Annotated in this window: 26 protein-coding genes; 18 read left to right on the plus strand and 8 right to left on the minus strand. The window is 42.7% G+C overall.

Annotation, left to right across the window (positions count from 1 at the left end; all coding sequences use genetic code 11):
• Positions 1-24: 24 nt before the first annotated feature.
• Positions 25-705: a CatA-like O-acetyltransferase gene (locus tag DL92_RS0105250; protein WP_051625231.1), complete on the plus strand. Its 681-nt coding sequence runs from the start codon at positions 25-27 to the stop codon at positions 703-705.
• Positions 706-788: 83 nt separating this feature from the next.
• Here DL92_RS0105250 and DL92_RS0105255 read toward each other — a convergent pair whose 3' ends face one another.
• Entirely contained in the window at positions 789-1319 is a 531-nt protein-coding gene (locus DL92_RS0105255; protein ID WP_026656014.1) for a GNAT family N-acetyltransferase, read from the minus strand.
• Between the two features lie 159 nt (positions 1320-1478).
• Here DL92_RS0105255 and DL92_RS0105260 point away from each other — a divergent pair, with 159 nt between their 5' ends.
• Genes DL92_RS0105260 through DL92_RS0105270 form a run of 3 tightly spaced genes read left to right on the plus strand, consistent with a single transcriptional unit; the run spans position 1479 to position 3689 of the window.
• Positions 1479-2168 carry an amino acid ABC transporter permease gene (locus tag DL92_RS0105260; RefSeq protein WP_034468482.1) on the plus strand — a complete coding sequence of 230 codons (690 nt, stop codon included), beginning with the start codon at positions 1479-1481 and terminating at the stop codon, positions 2166-2168.
• Positions 2169-2178: 10 nt separating this feature from the next.
• Positions 2179-2910 (plus strand): amino acid ABC transporter ATP-binding protein, encoded by a 732-nt coding sequence (locus DL92_RS0105265; RefSeq protein WP_278246531.1) that lies wholly within the window; start codon positions 2179-2181, stop codon positions 2908-2910.
• Between the two features lie 26 nt (positions 2911-2936).
• On the plus strand, positions 2937-3689 hold the full coding sequence (locus DL92_RS0105270) for a basic amino acid ABC transporter substrate-binding protein (protein WP_026667117.1): 753 nt from the start codon (positions 2937-2939) through the stop codon (positions 3687-3689).
• A 62-nt stretch (positions 3690-3751) separates the two neighbouring features.
• Here the strand turns inward: DL92_RS0105270 and panD are convergent, their stop codons facing one another.
• From panD to panB, 3 genes are read right to left on the minus strand one after another with little or no spacing between them, the layout of a single operon-like run.
• Positions 3752-4144, minus strand: coding sequence for an aspartate 1-decarboxylase (panD, locus tag DL92_RS0105275; protein ID WP_026656010.1), 393 nt, complete (start codon positions 4142-4144; stop codon positions 3752-3754).
• Positions 4145-4161: 17 nt separating this feature from the next.
• The gene (gene panC / locus DL92_RS0105280; RefSeq protein ID WP_026667118.1) at positions 4162-5013 is read right to left on the minus strand and encodes a pantoate--beta-alanine ligase; all 852 of its coding nucleotides are present in this window, start codon (positions 5011-5013) and stop codon (positions 4162-4164) included.
• A 44-nt stretch (positions 5014-5057) separates the two neighbouring features.
• A complete protein-coding gene (gene panB, locus DL92_RS18340) occupies positions 5058-5921 on the minus strand; it encodes a 3-methyl-2-oxobutanoate hydroxymethyltransferase (protein WP_051625232.1) in 864 nt (287 codons plus the stop codon).
• Positions 5922-6197: 276 nt separating this feature from the next.
• Between panB and DL92_RS18345 the strand changes: the two genes are divergently transcribed.
• From DL92_RS18345 to DL92_RS0105315, 6 genes are all read left to right on the plus strand, one after another.
• On the plus strand, positions 6198-7211 hold the full coding sequence (locus DL92_RS18345; protein WP_081670539.1) for a transporter substrate-binding domain-containing protein: 1014 nt from the start codon (positions 6198-6200) through the stop codon (positions 7209-7211).
• 138 nt (positions 7212-7349) lie between these two features.
• Complete coding sequence (locus DL92_RS0105295; protein WP_026667119.1) at positions 7350-8009, plus strand: amino acid ABC transporter permease; 660 nt, start codon at positions 7350-7352, stop codon at positions 8007-8009.
• Positions 8010-8013: 4 nt separating this feature from the next.
• The gene (locus DL92_RS0105300) at positions 8014-8682 is read left to right on the plus strand and encodes an amino acid ABC transporter permease (RefSeq protein WP_026667120.1); all 669 of its coding nucleotides are present in this window, start codon (positions 8014-8016) and stop codon (positions 8680-8682) included.
• A gap of 1 nt (position 8683) precedes the next feature.
• Entirely contained in the window at positions 8684-9418 is a 735-nt protein-coding gene (locus tag DL92_RS0105305; protein WP_026656006.1) for an amino acid ABC transporter ATP-binding protein, read from the plus strand.
• A 220-nt stretch (positions 9419-9638) separates the two neighbouring features.
• Complete coding sequence (locus tag DL92_RS0105310; RefSeq protein WP_026667121.1) at positions 9639-11957, plus strand: carbohydrate-binding protein; 2319 nt, start codon at positions 9639-9641, stop codon at positions 11955-11957.
• Between the two features lie 228 nt (positions 11958-12185).
• The gene (locus DL92_RS0105315) at positions 12186-12587 is read left to right on the plus strand and encodes a pyridoxamine 5'-phosphate oxidase family protein (RefSeq protein ID WP_330365408.1); all 402 of its coding nucleotides are present in this window, start codon (positions 12186-12188) and stop codon (positions 12585-12587) included.
• Positions 12588-12660: 73 nt separating this feature from the next.
• Here DL92_RS0105315 and DL92_RS0105320 read toward each other — a convergent pair whose 3' ends face one another.
• On the minus strand, positions 12661-12912 hold the full coding sequence (locus DL92_RS0105320) for a TIGR03905 family TSCPD domain-containing protein (RefSeq protein WP_026656003.1): 252 nt from the start codon (positions 12910-12912) through the stop codon (positions 12661-12663).
• A 130-nt stretch (positions 12913-13042) separates the two neighbouring features.
• Between DL92_RS0105320 and DL92_RS0105325 the strand changes: the two genes are divergently transcribed.
• The 4 genes from DL92_RS0105325 to DL92_RS0105340 all read left to right on the plus strand — a co-directional run bounded on the left by DL92_RS0105325 (position 13043) and on the right by DL92_RS0105340 (position 16478).
• A complete protein-coding gene (locus DL92_RS0105325) occupies positions 13043-13276 on the plus strand; it encodes a GlsB/YeaQ/YmgE family stress response membrane protein (protein ID WP_026656002.1) in 234 nt (77 codons plus the stop codon).
• A 75-nt stretch (positions 13277-13351) separates the two neighbouring features.
• The gene (locus tag DL92_RS0105330) at positions 13352-14080 is read left to right on the plus strand and encodes an IspD/TarI family cytidylyltransferase (protein ID WP_026656001.1); all 729 of its coding nucleotides are present in this window, start codon (positions 13352-13354) and stop codon (positions 14078-14080) included.
• The gene (locus DL92_RS0105335) at positions 14080-15174 is read left to right on the plus strand and encodes a galactitol-1-phosphate 5-dehydrogenase (protein WP_026667124.1); all 1095 of its coding nucleotides are present in this window, start codon (positions 14080-14082) and stop codon (positions 15172-15174) included. Before DL92_RS0105330 ends, DL92_RS0105335 begins: the two co-directional genes overlap by 1 nt.
• A gap of 203 nt (positions 15175-15377) precedes the next feature.
• Positions 15378-16478, plus strand: coding sequence for an MFS transporter (locus DL92_RS0105340; protein WP_026667125.1), 1101 nt, complete (start codon positions 15378-15380; stop codon positions 16476-16478).
• A 32-nt stretch (positions 16479-16510) separates the two neighbouring features.
• Here the strand turns inward: DL92_RS0105340 and DL92_RS0105345 are convergent, their stop codons facing one another.
• A complete protein-coding gene (locus tag DL92_RS0105345; protein ID WP_034468487.1) occupies positions 16511-17155 on the minus strand; it encodes a polysaccharide deacetylase family protein in 645 nt (214 codons plus the stop codon).
• Between the two features lie 106 nt (positions 17156-17261).
• Here DL92_RS0105345 and DL92_RS0105350 point away from each other — a divergent pair, with 106 nt between their 5' ends.
• Positions 17262-17447, plus strand: coding sequence for a hypothetical protein (locus DL92_RS0105350; RefSeq protein ID WP_026655997.1), 186 nt, complete (start codon positions 17262-17264; stop codon positions 17445-17447).
• A 146-nt stretch (positions 17448-17593) separates the two neighbouring features.
• Positions 17594-19081 carry a 4Fe-4S dicluster domain-containing protein gene (locus tag DL92_RS0105355; RefSeq protein ID WP_026667127.1) on the plus strand — a complete coding sequence of 496 codons (1488 nt, stop codon included), beginning with the start codon at positions 17594-17596 and terminating at the stop codon, positions 19079-19081.
• Positions 19082-19106: 25 nt separating this feature from the next.
• Here DL92_RS0105355 and DL92_RS18350 read toward each other — a convergent pair whose 3' ends face one another.
• Together DL92_RS18350 and DL92_RS0105365 are read right to left on the minus strand one after the other, a co-directional pair.
• The gene (locus tag DL92_RS18350) at positions 19107-19883 is read right to left on the minus strand and encodes a hypothetical protein (RefSeq protein WP_051199005.1); all 777 of its coding nucleotides are present in this window, start codon (positions 19881-19883) and stop codon (positions 19107-19109) included.
• A gap of 14 nt (positions 19884-19897) precedes the next feature.
• Positions 19898-20560, minus strand: coding sequence for a DUF4230 domain-containing protein (locus tag DL92_RS0105365; protein WP_026667128.1), 663 nt, complete (start codon positions 20558-20560; stop codon positions 19898-19900).
• 303 nt (positions 20561-20863) lie between these two features.
• Here DL92_RS0105365 and DL92_RS0105370 point away from each other — a divergent pair, with 303 nt between their 5' ends.
• Both DL92_RS0105370 and DL92_RS20115 read left to right on the plus strand, forming a co-directional pair.
• Positions 20864-21805, plus strand: a complete 942-nt coding sequence (locus DL92_RS0105370; RefSeq protein ID WP_026667129.1) for an AEC family transporter — start codon at positions 20864-20866, stop codon at positions 21803-21805.
• A gap of 194 nt (positions 21806-21999) precedes the next feature.
• On the plus strand, positions 22000-24051 hold the full coding sequence (locus DL92_RS20115) for a methyl-accepting chemotaxis protein (RefSeq protein WP_026667130.1): 2052 nt from the start codon (positions 22000-22002) through the stop codon (positions 24049-24051).
• The last annotated feature ends 234 nt before the right edge of the window (positions 24052-24285 follow it).

A 24285-nucleotide genomic window follows, 5' to 3' on the forward strand; every position in this document is an offset into this window, starting at 1 on the left:
TTTTACACCCGTAGATTGAGGAAAATGATAAAGATAATGTATAAGAATATTGACATGACAACATATCCGAGGAAGGAACATTTCGATCATTTTCGCAATATGGAATATCCTTTTGTGACGATGACGGTTCAGGTTGATATCTCGGATTGGATAAAAAGGCTTAAAGAAGCGAAATATTCTCTTTTCCTTTGTTTCCAGTATGCGGTTGCGCGCGCGGCCAACAGTGTTCCGGAGTTTAGGCAAAGGATTGAGGGAGATGGAATCATAGAATATGATTATTGCAATCCTTCTTATACAGTGGCGCTTCCTGATGAGACATACAGATATTGCATGGTTAACACCAATCAGCCTCTTAATGACTATCTGGCAGAAGCAAAGATAAAGCAGGAGAAAGCCCTTAATGCGGAACATTTGGAGGAAGAGGGAGAAGCTCGAAGCCACCTGTTTACATCTTGTGTTCCGTGGCAGGATTTTACAGGGGGAACTATGCCTTATCCCGATTCGAAATTCTCAATACCGAATGTTGTCTGGGGCAAATACAAGACGGAGAAGTATCTTGCACTTGAAGATGGCAAAGTTACAGAAAAAGAAAAGACAACCATACCAGTAGTTGTTTTTGTAAATCATGCGATTATTGACGGTTTGCATATATCCAAGTTCTATGCGAACCTGGATGCGGAACTTTCCAGAATGCAATTTAAGTAGTTTATTAGAATGTAGTTTTTAAAGAAAACAGTAATTGAAAAAGAAAGAGTGATCATCCGATAAAGGGTAATCACTCTTTTTCCTTAAGTGTTTTTTCGTTTTGCCTCGAGAATTATCATATCTTTCCGTTCGCCGTCGGTACATTCGACGTCATGTAAAATCATGCATGGGAGCATTCCTGCTTTTATGTGAATAACAAGTGAGGGAATATTGTCACAAAAGATACTGCTGATTATCCTGTCGACTTCGAATTTTTCAAAGCCGAGTTCCATACTAAGCTGCGCGGTTTCTTTTCCGTATCCTTTTCCGATGGTATCATCTTCACCGATGAACAGGCCGTATTCAATCTGTCTGTCGGAAAGCTTGTAATCTTTAAAAACAACGGAACCGATAGCGCGGTCATTGTTGTTAAGTTCGCATATCATGTATTGGAATACGTTTTTGGTCTGTACTTGCTCTTTGTAGTATTTCTGCTGAGCTTCGAGAGAGAATTTTTCGCGGTAAACATAGCGTTCTCTCACTCTTTCGTTATTTCTCCATTCAACGATTTTTTCACAATCATCGATTTTCATTTTCCTGAGGCCGATTGTCTTCCCTACGATGTCGTATTTCAATTTATGTCTACCTCCATAATTTACAATGGTAACACGTAATAAGGTGTCGGTAAAGGATTTTGCAAACTTCCCGATAATTGCGATATTGGTTGTAAATATTGTAAAATTGATGATTATATGGTATTTTTCATTAGGAATTTACTGGGAGAAGTTGATTGTATGAAAGAATGGTTTGCTAAACTGGCTGAGGATTTCAGCCGTTGTTTCATTGAAGAGAACAGATACATGATGCTGATAGACGGTATCGGAGTGACTGTTAAGGTTTCGCTCGTTGCCGTTGCGATAGGTATTGTAATAGGTTTTTTGATCGCGATGTGCAACATGTCTTCTAATAAAATACTGAAGACTATCGGCACAATATATACGGATGTCATAAGAGGAACACCTTCCGTTACACAGCTTATGATTATCTATTTCGTTGTATTTGCAAGCGTTCGCTGGCCCAAGTGGATCATCGCGGCGATCGCATTCGGAATAAATTCGGGTGCGTATGTTTCGGAGATTGTCCGCGCAGGTATTCAGTCGATCGATAAAGGGCAAACCGAAGCGGGCAGATCGCTTGGTCTCAACGCAAGACAGACACTTATGGGAATCGTTGTTCCACAGGCTATCAAGAATATTTTTCCCGCACTTTGCAATGAGTTTATCGTTCTTATAAAAGAAACCGCCATCGTCGGATATGTTGGCCTTATGGACATTCAGAAGGCGGGCGATTTCATAAAGAGTTCTACATTCCTGGCATTTATGCCTTTGATCGGAACGGCCGTAATCTATTATGTTCTGATCAAGCTGCTGACACTTGCACTTAAGAGAGTTGAGAATACTCTTCGTAAGTCTGATGTACGATGAGGAGAATGCCATGAGTGATATGATTGAAGTAAAGAATCTTAAAAAGAAATTTGAGAATTTAGAAGTTTTAAATGGCATCACCACTTCCATCAAGCAGGGAGAAGTGGTAGTTGTCATCGGTCCCTCAGGTTCAGGTAAGAGCACGTTTTTGCGTTGTCTCAATCAGCTTGAGGAGATCTCCGAGGGAGAGGTTTTCCTTGATGGGCAAAAGATAAATGACCCGGCGACGGATATCAACAAGATCCGCCAGAAGATGGGAATGGTATTCCAGCATTTCAATCTTTTTCCACATATGACTATCATTGATAATATCACCTATGCACCGGTCAAGCTCGGTAAGATGACTAAGCCCGATGCACAGAAGAAGGCACTTGAGTTACTTGAGAGAGTCGGCCTTGCAGAAAAAGCCGGCAATTATCCCGTTCAGCTTTCCGGCGGACAGAAGCAGCGTGTTGCTATTGCAAGAGCGCTTGCGATGGAACCGGAAGTAATGCTTTTTGATGAACCTACATCAGCACTTGACCCCGAGATGGTAGGAGAAGTTCTTGATGTTATGAAGAGACTTGCAGAGACAGGAATGACGATGGTTATCGTTACTCACGAGATGGGATTTGCAAGGGAAGTTGCGAACAGAGTTCTTTTCATGGATGAGGGAGTCATCATGGAGGAAGGAACTCCGGAACAGATATTCAGCCACCCGACCTGCGACAGAGCAAAGTTGTTCTTGAGTAAGGTCTTATAAATACAAAGGCAAAAAGGGAGATAAAAATGAAAAAGAGAATATTGTCAGTTGCACTTATTTTGGTAATGGGTGTCCTTGCACTCACAGGATGCGGTTCTTCGTCTTCAGACAAGATCGTGTTTGGAACAAATGCGGAATTCCCGCCTTTTGAGTTCAAATCAACAAACGGTGTTATTGATGGTTATGACGGAATCGACATGGCTATCGCAGCCAAGATCGGTGAGAATGCAGGAAAAGAAGTTGAGATTGCCAACATGGAATTTGATTCACTTCTTGTTGCCATTCAGAACGGTCAGATCGATGCCGCTATCGCAGGTATGACAGCTACGGAAGAGAGAGCTAAGACAGTTGATTTCTCAACTCCTTACTATACAGCAACACAGGTTATGGTTGTAAAAGAGGGTTCTGATATCAAGACTGCCGCAGATATGGAAGGTAAATCAATCGCGGTTGTTCAGGGATATACAGGTGAGACTGTTGTAAAAGATCTCGGATATCAGTACGAAGCATTCAAGAAAGGAACAGAGTGCATCCTTGAGCTTGTAAACGGTAAATGTGATGTGGTTGTTATTGATTCAGCAACTGCAAAAGATTATGTCGGAGACAACGAAGGTCTTGTTATCGTAGAAGATCCGAGTGCTTTTGAGTCTGAGGAATATGCTATCGCAGTTAAGAAGGGTAACACAGAGCTTCTTAATACTATCAACGAAGCAATCGATAAGATGCTCGCTGACGGAACAATTTCAGAGTTTGCAGCAAAGTATGCCGATGCTGAATAAAGAATTTTAGATGATCACAGGGCTGTCGCTATAGCGGCAGCCCTGTTTGTCTAAGTAGATATTTATGTCATATCTGTGAGTTTTCCGTGTTTCTCATATCTTGTGATGCGCGCTGGTTTGTTGGATTCATCCACAAATACTACGGTAGGTTTGTGAGTCTTGGCTTCCTGTGAATCAATTGTGCAGTAGGACATGATTATCACATTGTCGCCGACGCACACTTGCCTGGCGGCCGCGCCGTTAAGGCATATCATTCCGCTTCCCGCTTCTCCTGCAATGGTATATGTCTCGAAGCGGTTTCCGTTCTGCACATCGACAATCTGAACCTGTTCATATTCAAGGATTCCCGCAGCTTCCATAAGAGAGCTGTCGATGGTGATACTTCCTATATAATCAAGCTCGGCGTGAGTTACGGTCGCACGATGAATTTTTCCTTTTAACATGGTTATATTCATATGCACATCCTTCCTCATCAGGCCAAAGAGTCAACGAAGAAATTGTCGATGAGTCTTGTCTTTCCTATATAAACAGCAAGTGCTGTAAGGATAGGACCTTCGATCGTTTCAACGGGCTGAAGTTTTTCAGAATCTACAAGTTCTACATAATCAATCTTGGCAAGAGGCTCGGATTCGATTATCTCTTTGATAGCAGCGATAACTTTCTTTGCGCTTTTTTCACCGCTTCGGACCATTTCTTCGCCCTTTGTAAGTGCTTTGTGAAGGATTAGAGCGGCGCTTCTTTCTGCCTGATTCAGATAGGTGTTCCTTGAGCTCTTGGCAAGTCCGTCTTTTTCCCTTATGATGGGGCAGCCGATAATCTCTATGTTGTAGTTGAGGTCGGAAACCATCTTACGAACAATTGCAAGCTGCTGATAATCTTTTTCTCCAAAGTATGCTCTGTCTGCCTCTGCAATGTTGAAAAGCTTGGTCACGACTGTGCATACACCGTTAAAGTGCGTGGGGCGGCTCCTTCCGCAGAGCCCCTTGGAAAGTGTATTTACGCCGACATGTGAGAAGAACGTATCGCCATACATCTCAGCCGGTTCGGGATGGAAGATAAGATCGGCGCCAAGTCCGTCGCATAGCTTGCAATCGGCTTCGAAGTCTCTGGGATAAGTTGCAAGATCTTCATTTGCACCGAACTGGATCGGGTTTACGAAGTCACTTACGATTACCTTGTCATTTTCTGCAACGGCTCTTTTTATAAGGCTTGCGTGACCTTCATGAAGATAGCCCATTGTAGGAACAAGTCCTATGGAGTAGCCTGCTTTCTTCCATTCTTTTACATGTTCTTTTACTTCATCTATTGTTTCTGTAATTATCATTTGATTGTCCTCTCTATGATGCTTTATGTGTTTTTGATAAATAATCAGATTGCACGTGCTTCATCATGTATTGCGAAATCAGGAGCGATAGCGCTTATAACATCATCATCAATTGCAAAAGAATGTTCTTTTGAAGGGTATTCGCCCGCTTTCACAGCTTCATCGTAAGCACTGAAAGCTTCCTTCATTTCTTTTCCAATCTGTGCGAACTGCTTTACGAACTTGGGCTTGATACCTTCGAACATGCCAAGCATATCCTGATAAACAAGTACCTGTCCGTCGCATCCGGCACCTGCGCCTATTCCGATCGTAGGAATGGTCAGACGTTTTGTTATAAGTGTTGCAAGTTTTTCGGGAATACATTCGAGAACTACCATGAATGCGCCGGCTTTCTCTACTGCGAGTGCATCTTCGAGAATTTGCTTTGCCTGCGCTTCGTTTTTGCCTTGTACTTTGAAACCGCCGAAGGCATTGACGGACTGAGGAGTCAGTCCAAGATGTGCGACCACGGGAATGTCCGCTTTGGTGATTGCTTCAATCTGTTCACAGACCTTAGCTCCGCCTTCAAGCTTGACAGCCTGCGCGTGGCCTTCTTTCATGAGTCTGCCGGCATTCATTACGGCATCATAGATAGATGTCTGATATGACATAAAGGGCATATCAGCGATTAGGAAGGTGTTCTTTAAACCTCTTGAAACGGCTGCGGTATGATGGATCATGTCTTCCATGGTGACGGGAAGAGTGTCGTCATAACCGAGCATGGTCATTCCGAGAGAGTCGCCTATCAGCACTGTGTCTACGCCTGCCGCCTCCATAAGGCATGCGGTAGTGTAGTCGTAGCATGTGAGCATGCTGATTCTACGGCCTTCCAACTTTTGTTGTTGTAACGTCGTTACTGTCTTCTTCATTTTTTTACCTCTTTTCCATACAAGCCTTGATCGTTCAAGGTCTCATTGTTTTAGGGCTTCGATGTAACTATATCAGACATGAGTTGCATATTCCAGCATTAATTGTCCGGATATAACCGTAACCTATCAGGAGATATAAAGATTAGCTATCGAAAAACCTATTGACCTAATAGGTAATTGGAAGTAATATTTGTTCAGTGATTACGAAACGGACCCGTTAAAAAATCTGACAGTAAAGTTCAATTGGAAAATTTAAGTTTTGAGGAGAGTAACATTATGAAAAAGAACAATTTGAAAAAAATATTAGCTGCAACACTTACACTTGCACTTGGAGCAGCAACACTTACAGGATGCGGTTCCGCTTCTGCTAAAGATAGTTCTGCAGAGCAGACAAGCAGCGAAGCTCCTGCAGCACAGGAACAGAGCACAGACAAAGTATACAGAACACTTGATGAGATCAAGGAGAGTGGCGAGATCAACATCGGAGTTTTCTCAGATAAGAACCCCTTCGGATATGTTGATGAGAACGGTGAATATCAGGGATATGATGTTTACTTCGCAAATAAACTTGGCGAAGACCTCGGTGTAAAGATCAACTTCGTATCAACAGAGGCGGCAAGCAGAGTTGAATACCTTGAGACAGGTAAGGTTGATATCGTACTTGCAAATTTCACGGTTACAGAAGAAAGAGCAGAAAAAGTTGACTTCGCACTTCCTTATATGAATGTAGCTCTCGGAGTTGTATCTCCCAAAGCAAATGTAATTAAGGACCTCAGTGAGATCAAGCCTGACGATCAGGTTATCGTTATCTCAGGAACAACAGCAGAGACATATCTTGAAAAGAACTATCCCGACATCAAGCTCCAGAAGTTTGATACATATGCAACAGCAAAGACTTCTTTTGAAAACGGAACAGGCGTAGCTTGGGCAAATGACAACACAGAGGTTATTGCTTATGCGATCGAGAACGAGGGATATGAAGTAGGTATTCCTTCACTCGGAAGCCAGGATACTATCGCACCTGCAGTATCTAAGGGCAACACAACACTTCTTGACTGGATCAACGGTGAGATCGAGACACTTGGAAAAGAGAACTTCTTCCATGCAGATTATGAGGCAACTCTTATCGATACATACGGCAAAGATTATGAGGAAACACTCGTAGTTGAGGGCGGAAAGGTCGCCGATGCCGCAGAAGCTTCATCTGACGCTTCATCAGCTTCTTCAGAGGATGCAGGCGCAGCAGCTTCAGATGCAGAAGCTTCAACAGAGGCTTCATCTGCACAGTGAAGTACATGAATTAAATTGCAGAAATCCGCACCGGTTGCGGATTTTGTAAGAACATGATTCAAGATATCATAACCGGTAACATAAATGAGGGAGAGCTTGCGGGCTCTCCCAATACTTGTTTTTAAAAGGAAACACAACATGAACTTAGACGTTATTATTTCCTATATTCCACTATATATAGAAGCATTTTTCTTAACGATAAGGATCGGATGGCTTGGTATATTGTTTGCGTTGGCCATAGGACTTGTTGTCGCATTTATCATGCACTTTAAGATTCCGTTTCTGTCTGGGATAGCGCTTGTGTATATCGAGCTTTTCAGAAATACACCGCTTCTTGTGCAGCTTTTTTTCATATACTTCGGACTTCCGAAAGTAGGGCTGTCGATATCTGCGGAGACGTGCGGATTTGTCGGGCTTGGGCTTCTTGGCGGAAGTTACATGGCTGAAGTATTTAGGAGCGGACTTGAGAGCGTGCCGAATTCACAGACAGAGAGCGCGCTCGCACTTGGATTATCAAGGAAACAGCTCTTTTTATCGGTAATACTGCCGCAGGCAATCTCGCAGAGCGTTCCGGGAATACTGGCAAATGTCATTTTCCTTCTCAAAGAGACAAGTGTCTTTTCTGCGATAAGCCTTATGGACCTTATGTTTACGGCAAAAGACCTGATAGGACTTTACTACGATACGAAGGAAGCGCTGTTCCTGCTGGTTATTTTCTATATAATAATGCTGCTTCCCGTTTCGGTGATAGGAAGCTTTATTGAGAAAAAGGCAAGATTTAGGACGTTAGGAGTGTGAGCATATGGGATTTGAAGTTTTATTAAAAGGAAATAATATGATAAGGCTCCTGACGGGACTTGCAGTTTCGCTGAAGATAAGTTTTATATCCGTTGCGATAAGTATTGTGCTCGGAGTTATACTTGGAATTTTGATGGCACTCAAGAACCCTGTAATTGCGGTGATCACAAGAGTGTATCTTGAGATTGTAAGGATAATGCCGCAGATGGTGCTTCTTTTCATCGTGTACTTCGGGACCACGAAAGCACTGGGAATCAATCTGGAGGCAGAGACGGCTGCCGTCATCGTGTTCTCGTTCTGGGGAACGGCTGAGATGGCGGACCTTGTTCGAGGCGCACTTCTGAGCATACCTGTGATCCAGTACGAAAGCAGCATATCGCTTGGACTTAACAGATTTCAGACGTACAGATATGTTATCGTGCCGCAGATCATAAGGTGCATGATACCGCTGTCGATAAACCTGATCACGAGAATGATAAAGACTACGAGCCTTGTTATGATGATAGGAATCGTAGAGGTGCTCAAAGTTGGACAGCAGATAATCGAGGCAAACAGGAAAGCATCGCCCACGGCGGCGTTTGGAATATTCCTTGTAATATTTTTGCTATACTTTATGGCATGCTGGCCGATCAGTATGCTTTCAAGATATTTAGAGAAGAAATGGGAGAACTGATATGGAAGAGATACTCAAAGTAAATAATGTATGCAAAAGATATGAAGACATAACAGTTTTCGAGAATATGAATCTTACGGTAAAAAGAGGCGAAGTTGTGGTTATCGTCGGCCCTTCGGGCTGCGGAAAAAGTACGTTTCTGAGATGCCTTAACGCTCTTGAAAATATACAGGACGGAGAGATTTTGCTGGACGGTGAGAAGGTTTATGCTGCGAGCAAGAATATCGGAAATATCAGGGAAAAAGCGGGGATGGTATTTCAGAGCTACGATCTTTTCCCGCATCTTACGGTACTTCAGAATCTTATGCTTGCACCTGTAAAGGTTAAGAAGAGAGATAAGAAGGAAGTTGAAAAGGAGGCGCTGACTTTACTTGAGAGAGTAGGTCTTTTGACCAAAAAAGACAGTTTCCCCAGGCAGTTGTCAGGCGGACAGAAGCAGAGAGTTGCGATAGTAAGGGCGCTTATCATGCATCCTGAGATACTGCTTCTTGATGAGATAACGGCGGCGCTCGATCCTGAGATGGTACACGAGGTCCTCGAAGTTGTTCTTTCACTGGCAAAAGAAGGGCGGACAATGATAATCGTGACGCATGAAATGCAGTTTGCAAGAGCTGTTGCGGACCGAATGGTGTTCATTGATAATGGAAGAATTGTTGAAGAAGGAAGCCCCGAAGAGTTTTTTGAAAATCCGAAGTCGGATAGATTGAAGCAATTTTTGCAGACATTCTCGTATTGAATACTATATTAATAACAACTTTATTTGATACAATCCGACGTTAAAAGAAAAGTAACAAATTTTCACCAAAAAGCAATAAATGAGCAGGTAAAAGCAATATTTGACAAGTCGTCTTAAACGTTTACTGCTATAATTTGTCTTATCCTAACAAATATTAAAGAATATTTAATATATAAAAATATTTGTAAGGAATAAGTTTACAAAATGTGGAGGTACATGTATGAAAAGACAAATGACGGTTTTATCAAGTATTGCCATGGGGGGCTTACTGGTACTTAACAACAGCGTAGATGTTAATGCGGCACCTGCGCTTAATCCTTATAACGGGGTAGAAGCAGAAGTTAATTTCGGACAGTCAGGAACAAAGGTTGTTACTGATGGGGATGTCAAGGCGGTATCAAGTATTGATTCCGGTGATTATTTTATAGTAAAGGATGTTAACTTTTCTAAGGGAGTATCAAAGTTCAAGGTAAATGCAAAGGCTGATTCAGCTTCACTTCTTGAAATCAGAGAAGGCGGTGCTGACGGTGACGTCATCGCAAATATTAAAATTGGTGCAACAAAGGGCGAATATAAAGAGTTCGTGATCGATTCATCGGTGAAGATTGATGGTAAGAAGACCATTGCTTTTGTTGGAAAGATGGGAACTATAGCTATTGATAAATGGTCAGCTGTAGAGGCATCTTCAGAGGATGAAGCTAAGACAGAGTTCCCTGTTGATTCTGAGACAGGAAAGACAGGTGAAGGAGATTTTGTTTCACCTTATGATGTAATCAAGACAGAAGAGGTTTCTAAGGACTCTAAGGGAATCGAGCAGCAGGATAATAAGGACACAAAGGTTCTTACAAGCCTTGAGAAGGACGACTACTATGTAGTACACAACCTTACTTTTGATAAGGGTGTAGCTGCATTTAATATTTCACTTAAGTCTGATGAGCCTTCAGCATTAGAAATCAGAGCTGACGGCGTTGAAGGAACAGTACTTGGTAAGGTTAAAGTTACTTCTACAGACGGCGAGTACAAGACAGTAACAGTAAAGGCAGAGGAGAACGATATTACAGGAACTCATGCCGTTGTATTCGTAGGTAAGGCAGGTAACGTAAGCATTGAGAGCTGGAAGGCATTACATGCACCCGGCGCTAAGACAGATGATAAGACAAAGACTCCTGATAAGGATACACAGGGAGACAATAACAAAGAGCCTGAGAAGGTTGAAGATACAACAGGAAAGACAGGAACAGGAGCAACTCTTTTCCCTTACAATGAAATCTCAACAGATGTAAATTACGGTGAGGCAAAGGGCATTGAATATGTAGATTACAACGGAAAGAAGGTAGTTTCAAGCCTTGGTTCCGGTGACTACTTCACAATAAAGGATGTAGATTTCAAGAAGGGCGTTGCTACAATGTTCATAAATGCAAAGTCTGACAAGCCTGCTATGGTAGAGCTTAGAGAAGGCGGCGCAGACGGAAAAGTGCTCGGAACATTTAAGATCAATTCTACAGACGGAAAATATGAGACATTCGGCGTACAGGTTGATGGACTTACAGGAAAGCATACAATCGCATTCGTAGGAAAGCTTGGAAATACAAGCATTGCAAGCTGGAAGGCAATGAGCGCACCTGAGAAGAAGGATGATGTAACACCTACTCCTACTCCAACACCTACTCCTACACCTGAGAAGACAGAGGATACAAAGAGTGGTTCAGGATCAACTCTTTTCCCTTACAACGAGATCTCAACAGGCGTTAACTATGGTGAGACAAAGGGCATTGAGTATGTAGATTACGATGGAAAGAAAGTTGTTTCAAGCCTTGGAGCAGATGATTACTTCACAGTAACTGATGTAGATTTCAAGAAGGGCGCAACATCAATCACTATCAGTGCAAAGGCAGATAAGCCCGCTGTTGTCGAGATCAGAGACGGTGGCGTTGACGGAAAGGCACTTGGAAATATCAAGATTGCCAATACAAACGGTAAATATGCAACTTATACATTGAAGTTTGATAATATTACAGGAAGACATACACTTGCATTTGTTGGTAAAGTTGGTGATGTAAGTATTGCAAGCTGGAAGGCAAGCGTAGATGATCAGGGTAACGGAAGCACACCTACACCTACACCGACTCCCACTCCCACACCTACACCAATACCCACACCTACACCAACACCCACTCCAACACCAACACCTACACCTACACCCGATAACGGAAACGGTGGAAGCACAGAGACACCTACACCCGCTAAGTCAAACCTTACACTTTCTCACACTGTAAATGACTGGGGCTCAGGATATCTCGTAGATTTCAGAGTAAGCAATAACTCAGGTGAGACAGTAAACGGCTGGAAGCTCAGAATCAAGAAGGATGGAATCAAGATCAACCAGAGCTGGTGCATGGAAGTCAAGGAAGAAGGCGATTATTATGTAATTACTCCTTTCTTCTGGAATGCATACATCGAGAACGGTAACTTCATCTCATTCGGTATTATTGGACAGGGCACAGCACCCAGAACAATAACATATGAGTTTGTAAAATAATTTAAGAAGTTTAATAAAGATAATTGAATTGAAATAGAAAGTAAAAAGCTGATACGAAACCGGAAGCTCCTCTCTACTGTGAAAAACAGTGAGAGGAGTTTTCTGCGTATAGCAATTTATAAGGAAATTCTTACATAATTTAATCAAGTTTGTATATTTACACATCTTTTTTTTTATACTAACATGAACTTTGTGAAATAAAATGATGTACATTTGGAGGGTAGATAAATGTCAGATATTCAGAAAGTATATGATTTTTTAAATGATGCAGGGACTTATTATCTCGCTACTGTAGACGGAGATCAGCCGAGAGTAAGACCTTTTGGCACAGTTCTATTGTCAGGTGACAAGCTCTATATTCAGACAGGTAAAGTTAAAGACGTTTCTAAGCAGCTTGCAGCAAATCCTAAGGCTGAGATCTGTGCATTTAAGGATGGCAGATGGATCCGTGTAGCCGGAGAGCTTATCAATGATGATTCTCACGATGTTAAGGTTGCAATGCTTGAGAAGATGCCTCAGCTTAACGGAATGTACAGCGCAGATGATGACAATATGCAGATGTTGTATTTCAAAAATGCGACAGCAACAATTACATCATTTACAGAGGCTCCCGTAACACTGAAGTTCTGATGAAAATTTAAAATAGCTGTTTTCAAGACTTAGTCGCTTGGAAACAGCTATTTTTTCAATAGGAAATTATAATTTAGTTTGCAAGTGCCTGTTCTACAGCGATTGCGAGCTGGTCGGCGCATGAAGTGCCTTTTCCGTTGCAATCGTTTCCTTTTAAGATGGCAACAGCTTTTTCTGCATTCATTCCTTCAAGAAGTTTGCCAACGGCAGCGGTGTTGCCGGGACATCCGCCTGTGAATTTCACATTGTGAAGTTTGCCGTCTTCGATATCAAAATCGACCTTTTTTGCACAGACACCGCGGGTCTGGTATGAATAATTCTGCATAATAGAAATCTCCTTTTTCTGATATGGATATTCTACATTTTACGTAAAAAATATCAAGTACCGAAATTTCTAAAAATGCGGTATCATATAAAATGATAGTTAACGTTTTGTTTTTTGAATGGAGGAAAAAATGGGATTGATCGGTAGTCTTATATTGGGAGCTGTTGCAGGTTTTATTGCGAGCAAGATCATGAATGAATCTTCGGGAACTCTTAAGAACATAATTCTTGGAGTTGTCGGTGGATTTGTCGGAGGATTCGTATTCGGACTTCTTGATTTAAATGCGAACGGTCTCATCGGAAGACTTTTGATATCAGTTGTAGGTGCTTGCATCTGCATTTGGGGCGGAAGAAAGCTGTTCTAAATAATCATTTTTCGTGGTCGTGGCTTATTTGCTATGGCCACTAACATTATATGTAAAAGGGAAGCGGTTTAAATTATGAATTATGCGATTTTTTTGGCCGGGGGGACCGGTACCAGGACTGAATCAGATGTACCAAAGCAGTATGTGCGTGCGGGCGGATATATGATGGCAACTTATGCTATAAAGCCGCTTCTTGAGTGCAAGCACATCGATGGCGTATATGTGGTTGCAGGCGATGATTGGACAAAAGAGATTGTGGCAGATGCCGAGAAGGCCGGTCTTAATGTGAAGAAGATAAAAGGCTTTGCCATGCCGGGGGTAAACAGGCAGGCGTCGATATTAAGCGGAATGACTGCAATTCTTCGCGATATCTCAAAGAAGGAGAATATTGAGGATGTTTCCGACAAGGATACGGTGCTTGTTCATGATGCAGCAAGACCTTTTCTTGATGTGAAACTTTTAAATGACTGCTATGGAGCAATTTCAGGTCATGACGGTGTTATGCCTGTTATTTCCATGAAGGATACTGTCTATCTTAGTGAGAACGGTAAGACGGTCTCAAAGCTTCTTGACAGGCAGAAAGTATATGCAGGCCAGGCGCCTGAGCTTTTTAAATATAAAAAATATTATGAGGCAAATGTGATTCTTTTGCCCGATAAGATCTTTTCCATAAATGGTGCGACGGAACCGGCGATCATTGCGGGAATGGATATTGCGATGATTAACGGAAACGAAGCAAATTTCAAAGTGACAACAGCGTCAGATCTTGACAGGTTTAAGCAGCTTAAGGAGGAAAAGCAGTAATGTCGAAGGCATGGGTACTGCATGACATAGGAGATATAAGGTATGAGGAGGTGGAGATATCTTCTCCCGGCGATAACGAAGTTCTTGTTAAAGTCATGGCTGTTGGAATATGTGGATCGGACGTGCCGCGTGTCTATGAGACCGGGGCGCACAAGATGCCGCTTATTCCGGGGCATGAGTTTTCGGGAGTTGTCGTAAAGACAGGTGCGAATGTTTCTCCTGAGCTTAAAGGAATGCGGACTGCCGTTTCGCCTAAGATTCCATGCAGGAAATGCGAGATGTGCGTGAAGGGAGAGACGGATCTGTGCCTTAACTATGACTATACCGGCTCAAGACGCGACGGTGCCTTTGCGGAATATGTGTGCGTTCCTGTGGATAACCTTATAGAGCTTGTGGATAACATCTCTTTTGAAGAGGGAGCTATGATAGAACCGCTCGCCGTTGCTGCCAATGCGGTGAGAACGGGCTGCGCCGGAATTGATCCTTCAGATTGCGAAGTTAAGATCGCGGTTTGCGGAATGGGAACAATAGGGCTCATGGTTGTTATGCTTTTGATGGATATGGGATTTTCGAATCTCTATGTTATCGGAAACAAGGACAGTCACAGGGAGAAGGCGCTTGATCTTGGAATCGCTTCGGAGCATTACTGCGATGTCAGAACTTCAGACCCTGTCGCATGGCTTAAAGAGAAGACAAGCGGAGTTTCTGTTTATTTTGAGTGCGTCGGAAGTAACGAAAGTATCAGATACGGACTTGAAGCGGGAGCGCCGAAATCCAGACAGGTTCTGGTCGGTAACCCAAGGGGTGATATGTCTTTTTCCAGAAATACTTATTGGGAAATCTTGAGAAAGCAGATGCGTCTTATGGGAATATGGAATTCTTCATATAGAAAAGATGCGGCTGAATGTGGTGTGGATGTAGCACAGATTGACGATTGGCATTATGTGCTTAGCAGATTGGAAGCGGGCGGAATCAAGCCTTCTAAGCTTATTACGCACAGACTTTCGTTGGAAGAGCTTGATAAAGGGCTTGACATTATGCGCAATAAGACGGAAGATTATTGCAAGATTATGATCTATCCAAGTGGATTATAAATGAAAAAATTTGGAAGGAGCGAACGAATGTCCTGGAAAACAGTTAATATTCAATTGATGAATGGATGCATTTTTGCTGTTTACGGGGATAGTGCGCTCTTTTTTAGGTGAATTTGCAAAGTTTGAAAGGCTTTAACTGCAAAATGAGAACGTGTTATCTCCGTATTCTTTTTACTTACCAAAAAAGATGAGGAGATTTTTTTATGAATAAATTTAGTATAAAGACAGCAAAAAGACAGATAGGGAAATTGTATTTATTAGACAGTGTGGGAAGTCTCATGATTGCCGGAGCGTCGTGGGTTGCGCTTCTTGCGGCGAGAGGATTTACGACTGCGGAAATCGGCTTGTTCGAGAGTATATTTCATGTTGCAAGTATGATCTTCGAAGTTCCGTCGGGGGCTGTGGCAGATGTGTTCGGAAGGAAGAAGACGATGATCGCGAGCAGTGTAGTGTCTGTACTTGCGGCTCTCATGATGATCTTTTCAAATTCATTTTTATTTATTGCTGTTGCGATGGTTGTGAGTGCGCTCAGTTATAATCTTGCGTCGGGAACCAGAGAAGCACTTGCTTATGACTCGCTGAAAGAGGCGGGGATTGAGGGCGAGTACGATAAGTTTGCATCTAACGATCTTGTCATATATCAGGTCACAAGCTCGCTTGCAAAGATTCTTGCGGGAGCGGCGCTGGCGCTTGGATATAGAAAAGCGTACGCGGTGGATGTTATTGTGGGATTGATCGCGATCGGAATTGCGGCGTCTCTGCGGGAGGTTCGAACTGAACTTAGTGAAGAGAAGAGCGTTAAGAAACGCTTTGCGGAAGTTGCAAGAGAGAGCTTTCTTTTTCTTAAGAATAATTCGAGAGTCAGACTTATTATTATCTTTAATGCGGCTATAGGAGCGGTTTCGATACTTGTTCTTTTCTTCCTGCAGGCAAGACTTCCCGAGATGGGAATTTCAAATGTGTTTCTTGGTCCGGCACTTTTTGCCATGGGCCTTGGCGCAGCTGTGGGAGCGAAGACTGTCGAGTACATAAAGCCTTCGCGATACAGATATATTGGAGTTATAAGCTTGTTGTGTGTTTGTTTTGCATTCGCAATGGCATTTTCCGGAAACATTATTTTAGCCGTTATCGGTGGATTTGTCGGCGCTTTCGGAGACAATTATATTGAAGTGCGAACCGACGTCATGCTCAACAATATGATTCCCTCCGAACAGCGCGCAACACTCATGTCCGTGAACTCCTTCATGTTCTCTGTGGTCATGATAATCCTGTCGCCGATATTTGGCGCGCTGTTTATGCTGTAAGTGAAATGCTTCAATGCATTACAGATTCAATTTCAGCAAATCGGTTCTCTTGGCTCGGTGTCGTGTATGTTTGAATAGACGATACCGCTGTGCACGGTGGGCTCAACGCCTCCGTCTGTGAAGAGGTCGCTTATATTTACAAATTCATAACCCTGCGCAAGAAGCTCCGGGATAACAATGTCGAGGGCTTTGACGGTTTCAACGTTTCCTGTGTAATCATGCATAAGGATGATCGAGCCGTCACAGGCCTGAGACAATATCTTTTCAGCACGCTCTTTGGCAAGAATGCTGTCTTCCCAGTCTTCGCCGTGAATTCCGCATATAAACGGAAGATCTATGCAGTCGTACATGGTTTGGCTCACATCTATGAACGGAGGTCTGAAAAAACGCGGCTTATATCCGGCAATTCTCTCAATTTCCTTGTCGGTATATTCAAGCTCTGAGCGTACTTCGTCTGCCGTAAATGTCTGCATGTGAGAATGCGTCTTTGAGTGATTGCAGATCTCGCAACCGTGCGCGATGCACTCTCTGACAATCTTTTCCGATTCATCGGTTATGTTGTCCGCAATCAGGAAAAAGGATGCGACAACATTATACTTCTTGAGCTTTTCAAGAACCTGTGGCGTTGTGACGGTGCTCGGGCCGTCATCAAAAGTTAATGCTATTTTCTTACCCATAATTTCTAATCCCCATTTGTAATCGTTGTAAATTTGTAAAAGTAACCAATATCTAATATACCACACTAAAAAAAGATCTTTAAATAATTAGTGTGAGCTAGATTCTATGCATGTAGGCAGCATGCTCAGCTGGTCTTATACCGGATACGCCGCAATCATCATTGCAGCAGTCGGATCAATCATCGCATTCATACTTAAACAAGATGAGCTCAACCGCTATCTATCCTGTACATTTGCTTTCATGATGATAATCAGATATATCACATATTTCATTGCAACAAAGAAAAACTGATTTTGTCGGAAGACGTGCAAATAGACAAAAAAATGAGTAGAATAGTATTAGCAGAAACCGCAGCCCGTGTTACGGCAAAAACACGGGATTATCAGTTTGGTAACTAATAGCAGTAGTATCTTAAACAGGGTAGGAGACGGATTATTATGATTACGAACGATAAGGGACTGGTAGGATTTAAACACAAGATCATGGAAGAAGTCTGCAGACTTGCGTGGAACGATGAACTCGACGAGGAGCACAAAGAGCAGCTTGTTTATAAGCTTGCACCGGGGCCAAAGCCTGTATACAGGTGCTGCGTGTACAAAGAGCGTGAGATCGTGCGCCAGAGAATACGTCTTGCTTGCGGTCTTAGCACAACATACAATGAGGGATCAAAAAATATCGTGCAGGTAATTGACCCGGCATGTGACGAGTGTCCGATTCATGCTTTTTCCGTAACTGATAATTGCCGTTTTTGTATGGGAAAAGCCTGTCTTAACTCATGTAAATTTGATGCGATACATCCCGGAGATGTCAGGATGCACATTGATTCCGCAAAGTGTAAAGAGTGCGGAATGTGCGCAGGTGCCTGCCCGTACGGTGCTATCGTTCATCTCGAGCGCCCTTGCTACAAGGCTTGTCCTGTCGGCGCTATCACTTATGATGAGAATGGATATTGTAAGATTGATGAGAGCAAGTGCATTCAGTGCGGTCATTGTATCCACAGCTGTCCGTTCGGAGCAATCGGCTCCAAGACATTCCTTGTTCAGATAATAGAAGCAATTAAGTCGGGAAAAGAAGTCATAGCAATGTGTGCACCCGCTACCGAAGGGCAGTTTGGCGAAGACATCTCTATGGCTGCCGTTAAAAATGCGCTGATAAAACTTGGCTTTGCAGATATGGTTGAGGTTGGCCTCGGAGGCGATATGACAGCCGCTTATGAGTCAAAAGAGTGGGCCGAAGCCTATGCAGAGGGCAAAAAAATGACGACTTCATGCTGTCCTGCGTTTATCAACATGCTGAAAAAACACTTCCCCGAGCAGTTTGAAAACAACATGTCATCAACCGTTTCGCCTATGTGTGCGATTTCAAGGTATCTCAAGGCAACACGTCCGGGATGCGTCACAGTATTTGTCGGACCTTGCATTGCCAAGAAGTCTGAGGCAATTGATGAGAGCGTTCCGGATAATGCAGATTATGTAGTAACCTACGGAGAGCTGCGCGCTCTTATGAGGTCAAAAGATATAGATTTCGAGCCTGTAACAGATGAATATCAGGAATCTTCCATCTGGGGCAAACGTTTTGCGACAAGCGGAGGCGTTGCCAATGCGGTTATCGAGTGCATGAAAGAGAGAGGCGAAGACGTAAGTAATATCAAGCTTCACCGCGTTGCCGGTGGCAATGAGTGTAAAAAAGCTCTCTTACTTCTTAAAGCAGGACGACTTCCCGAGGACTTCATCGAAGGAATGGTATGTCCCGGAGGCTGTGTAGGTGGCCCGTCAAAACACAAGACGGAAGTCGAGATTACAAAGGCAAGAGAATCGCTTCTTTCAAAAGCTGATGACAGAAAAGTATTAGATAATCTCAAGAAATATCCTATGGATAAATTCTCGATGCATAGAGACGGCAAAAAAATAGACCTTCCGGATTAACGGAAGGCCTGTTTATTCAGCAGGTTTATTCAGCGGTGGCTTGTGAGTCTGTGTCATTTTTTATGACAAGTTTGTCAATATTGAGTGCGCTTGACGAAAATACAGTCTTAACGATCCACACAAGAAGCACGAATACAAGCAAAGGAATCACGCATGCCGTAACGATCATTACTGCGAGTGATTCAAGCATGTTCTTTAAGAAATTTGAAACCTTGTCGATCGTGTCGGTGGTTATCGTACTGAGTTCGCTAAGGAGCCCTGAATCGGATTCGCCTTCAAGATTGAGGTCGCTGTATTCTTCAATCGTGGACTCAACCTTTGCTGACTGAGTCTGATAAACTTTGTCGGAAAGCCAGATGCTTGAAGGAACAAGAAGGAATATGACGATTCCAACGATTCCGATTCTTGCGGCCATGTCCGACAAGCTCTTTTTCTTAAGTAATATAGCTCCGCTTAAAAGCAGGCACGCAGCCGGAATAAGCACGGAAAATGAAACATAACCGGTCAGCGTTATCATGAACTTCTCAAGGTACAGAGCACTAAGTATCAAGAGAAAATATGAAGCGAGATCTGCGAGCTGCTCTGAAATGGGTGTACACAGATCGCCCGGAAGGAGTGACAAAGTTGCGGATGCCGCAGCGGCTCCTCCTGAGAGCTTCATGACTGTCGCAATCTTTGCGTCGGTCTGCTCGATTGAATGCTTGTGATTTGCGGGATTAGCCGCTGTAGGAGCAATCTTTGTAAGCGATATAACTGCGATGAGAAGCAGTATTACTATTGTTGTTATCTTTTTTAAATTCATCCGTTTCATCCCCTTTATTTTATTTCAATCTGGTACTTTGATGCCTCGGGTAAGCTGTTTACAAAGTTTTCTATGATGGTCTTTGCCTGTGCATCGGACTTTTCGAGAATCCCGTTTGCCAGCGCTTTTTCTTTTGCGGCAGCTTCGAATTTGGCGAGCGAAGTGTTGTAATCCTCAAGCTTTAAAGGGTTCCACAAAGAGTCTTTTTCCGAATAGATCTTAAAGGTATCTTTGTCGATGTTTACGGAAAAAATCTCAGAGTCGGGAATGTCGATCGTGATAGTCTTTGCGTTGTCATCCTTGCTGATTGCTATCTTCTCGAAGTCGACTCCTGCTGTGACAGCACCGTCATAACTGTATAAAAACTCGGACGAAGAAGTGATGAACTTCATTATTGTTTTTTCTTTGGTATATTTTTCAACCTGAGTGAAGTAATATTCCTGCGTTATGAGAGTTCCCATGTTCGCAATTCCTTCGCGGATCGTCTCGGTATTCACCGTTACGATGACCTTGGCGGGGCTCTTTTTTACAGTGCTTTCCGTTGCGGCTATATCAGCGAGACTTGGCTCGGAGTTAGCGTTTTTCTTGTAATCGGTCAAAAGAACCAGCATAGCGATCACGGCAACCAGGATAACAGCTATGTATAGGTAGTTTTTATTTTTTTTGAAAAATTCCATACGTAAACCTCCGTTATATTGCATCTTCAGCCGATGCGCAGAAAAATCATGCAAGAAAAAGCATGCGGGCATCTGTTCGCAAAGAGCGGCCAAAAAGAAAATATGCAATTCAATTTTATCATTTAGTGACCAAAAGATACAGTGACAGCAAAATTGTCAGTATTGGGTATAAGGTAATGTGCTTGTGGCTCATCAAAGTTTGAGTTAAAATGATGCGGTTGGAAATTTGAGGTTACCCGGTAAGTGATTGGTAGCTTTGCAAAAATATATGAATATGATAGGAAAAAAGGGAAGTTAAGTAAAATGAGTGCTTTTATAGTAATGCAGCAAATGGGGATGATAGTCATTCTTGTTTCTGTCGGAATTTATCTTTATAAGAAAGGTGTCGTAGACAATACGGTTTCAAAGCAGCTGTCGGTGATTGTCATGGATATATGCAATCCCGCGCTAATACTGGCGTCGATTCTTACGGGAAATGTCGATATAAGTCATCAGGTTCTTTTGGAAGCGGTGATCCTCGGCGTTATATTTTATGCATTTCTTATGATATTCGGAGCTCTTTTTCCCGCGATACTCGGAGTTGTTAGGGAAAAAAGAAGATTTTACAATCTCATGGTTGTTTATACAAATGTAGGGTTCATCGGAATTCCCGTTGCTAAGGCAATACTTCCGGACAAAGCCATCATCTACGTTATCGTATGCAATATCATGTACAGCCTTCTCTTTTACACCCATGGAATCTCTGTCCTCAGCAATGGAAAAGAGAAGATGAGCTTGAAAAAAGCTATGAGCCCGGGAACTATAATGGCGCTCCTTAGCCTTGTTGTGTGCTGGTTTAAGATTACACCGCCGCCGATCGTGACAAACAGCGTAAGTTATATCGGCAATGCGACGGTCTTTTTGTCTATGACGCTTCTTGGTGTTTCCATAGCAAGATCCGGAGTCAAAAGCGGGTTCAAGGATCTCAGAATCTGGGGATATATTGCTATCAGGATGGTACTTCTCCCTGTGGCTATGTTCTACATATTGAGAGCAATCGGATGTGACGATGTGGCAGTACTTGGATTTTGTCTGATGGCAACAATGCCTGTCGGAAATCTTCCTCTTATTCAGTCTGAAAAGATTGGGGAGGATACGCGGATACTCTCAGGAGCCATCACGGTTACAACAATTGTTTCGATGGTGACGATAACAGTTCTTATGATTCTTTTCACAGGCGCATTGGATATCAGTGCATCATATTGAAATTATCAGGGAGGTTAACATAAAAATGAATAATTTCAAAAATATGATAAGCTGCTAAGGCAGTAAAAATTTAGAAAAAGTTAATGACTTTACGATAAAAGATGGGATGTTTTTACGTTCAAAAATGTTATGATTATTGTATATTCAGTTACAACATGATACATGCTCTTTCTTTGTAATAAGGAGGCCCGTAGATGAAAAAGATCAACGACTTGAAGATCTATATCAAAATGAGCCTTGTAATAGGTCTTGTGATCATGATTGGACTTGGAAGTATATATGGCATAATTAATTCACGAACCAGATCTATTATGAGAAAACAGACTGAGATAAGGTTATCGGAGATTACCGAAAGCCGCTCGGTTGTTATCGAGAAATATTTTTCAGATCTGCAAAATTATGTTGTGAATTTTGCAAAACTTCCTGCTGTAGTATCTTATATGCAAAATACAAGTGATAAAACTGCAGCGAACAATGTTCAGGAAACTCTTTTGAGCTATACATCCACAAGATCGGATATTGAGAGTATGTATCTTGCTGATGATGCAACGCTTGTTTATGCGCATACCGATCCGTCATTTATAGGTCAGGTCGCAAATGCTGAAATGGCGGGATTTACGGCAAATATCGAAAGCGCAGGAGGTGCAATGTGTGCCGGAATCGTTCTTTCTCCGGCAAGTAACAGTAATGTTGCGATAGTATTTGCAAATGTACATGATGCATCGGGTAAGCCTATAGGCTTCGTCGGAGGTGCAACATATGTAGATGAGCTTCAGAGCACAATTACAGGAATGAGTACACAGGGACTGGATGCAGCTCAGATGTATCTTATCGGAAGCAGTGATATTACTGCGGCAACATATATTTTTGCACCCGATCCCGCGATGCTTGGAGCACCTGTTGAAGATGAAGCTCAGGTTCAAGCTCTTCAGCAGATGGCGGATGTTCCGACAAGCTTTTTTACATATCGTGATAAGACATTGGGACGCTCTATACTGTCATATCGCAATATTCCGAGCGTGGCTGCTACATTCATTGTTACTGATTCGGAAAAAGATTTTTTGAAGGATATCAATTCCCTCAGTAATTTCATTCTTTTCCTTGTAATACTTGTATTCTGCGTTTCGCTTGTAGGAGTTGTTCTGATCTCAAAGGCTATATCAAAGGATATTGAGGGTGTAACGGAGGTAATCACAGATCTCGGAACACTTGATATTACCAAGACTCAGGCACTTGAAAAATACAAAGGAAGAAATGACGAAGTAGGACTTATCGCGGATGCCACCAAGAAACTTTCGAGCGCGGTTGAAAGGACGATCAAATCGCTTCGCCGGCATTCCGGAGATCTTCAGAACGGTTCGGGAAAGCTTCGTGAGAATTCTGAATCAACGCTTGAATCCATCGGACAGGTGGATATCGCGGTTCACGATATTGCCCAGAGTGCGACAGAGCAGTCTGATGAAACAAAGAATGCAACCGATTCTGTAAAAGAAATCGGAGTTATGGTTGAAGAGACCAAAGAAAAGACAATGCAGCTTAAAGAAGCTTCGCAGTCCATGCAGGATTCTTCCAAGAAAGCGGGAGAGATTCTCAAAGAGCTTGGTGAAGTCAATGAAAAGACAAAGACTGCGGTTGATGCGATGTATGAGCAGACTGCACAGACAAGTCATTCAGCAGACCAGATCTCGAAAGCTTCCGAACTTATTGCATCTATCGCTACCCAGACCAATCTTTTGTCCCTTAATGCTTCTATAGAGGCTGCAAGAGCAGGAGATGCCGGAAGAGGATTTGCGGTTGTTGCAGGCGAGATTGGATCCCTTGCTTCACAGACTGCCGATACGACCAAGGAGATTAATGACATTATCCAGCAGCTGATCGATAATTCAAAGAGATCGATAGAAGCTATGGATGAAGTTAAGAAGATAATAGATATGCAGAACGAGTATGTTCAGCAGACGAAAGAAATCTTTGGTTCCGTTGAGGGCGAGATTGCCAATAACCTTGACAGTATCGATGAGATTTCTTCGACGGTACAGAGGCTTGATGATGTCCGCAGCAGCGTTGTAAATGTAGTAGAATCTCTTTCAACCATTGCTGAGACAAATGCGGCAACGACGCAGGAAACAAGCGCATCGACATCTGTTGTAAGCAATATGATGGAAGAAGTATCGACTATCGCTACGCAGATTTCGGATATTGCTGCCGGAGTTAAGAAGGATATAGATGTATTCAAGATTTCCGAATGACATTAATGTGAATATGATATAGAATTATGGGTGAGCGGTATCGAACAAATGCGGTGCCGCTCATTATTATATGGTAGGAAATTCCTACCATACTTTGAAACTACGGTCACTTATCTACGTGCTAACCAAAATTAAAAGCCATGTGTCCAATCCATAGGGTAGTAGTTTGGCAGGGACACAGATAAGATTTGTGAAAAGAAATGGTTTATCTGTGATTTTATGGCATGATATGTG

Source organism: Butyrivibrio sp. AE2005, assembly GCF_000686965.1.
In the GTDB taxonomy this organism is placed as follows: domain Bacteria; phylum Bacillota; class Clostridia; order Lachnospirales; family Lachnospiraceae; genus Butyrivibrio; species Butyrivibrio hungatei_A.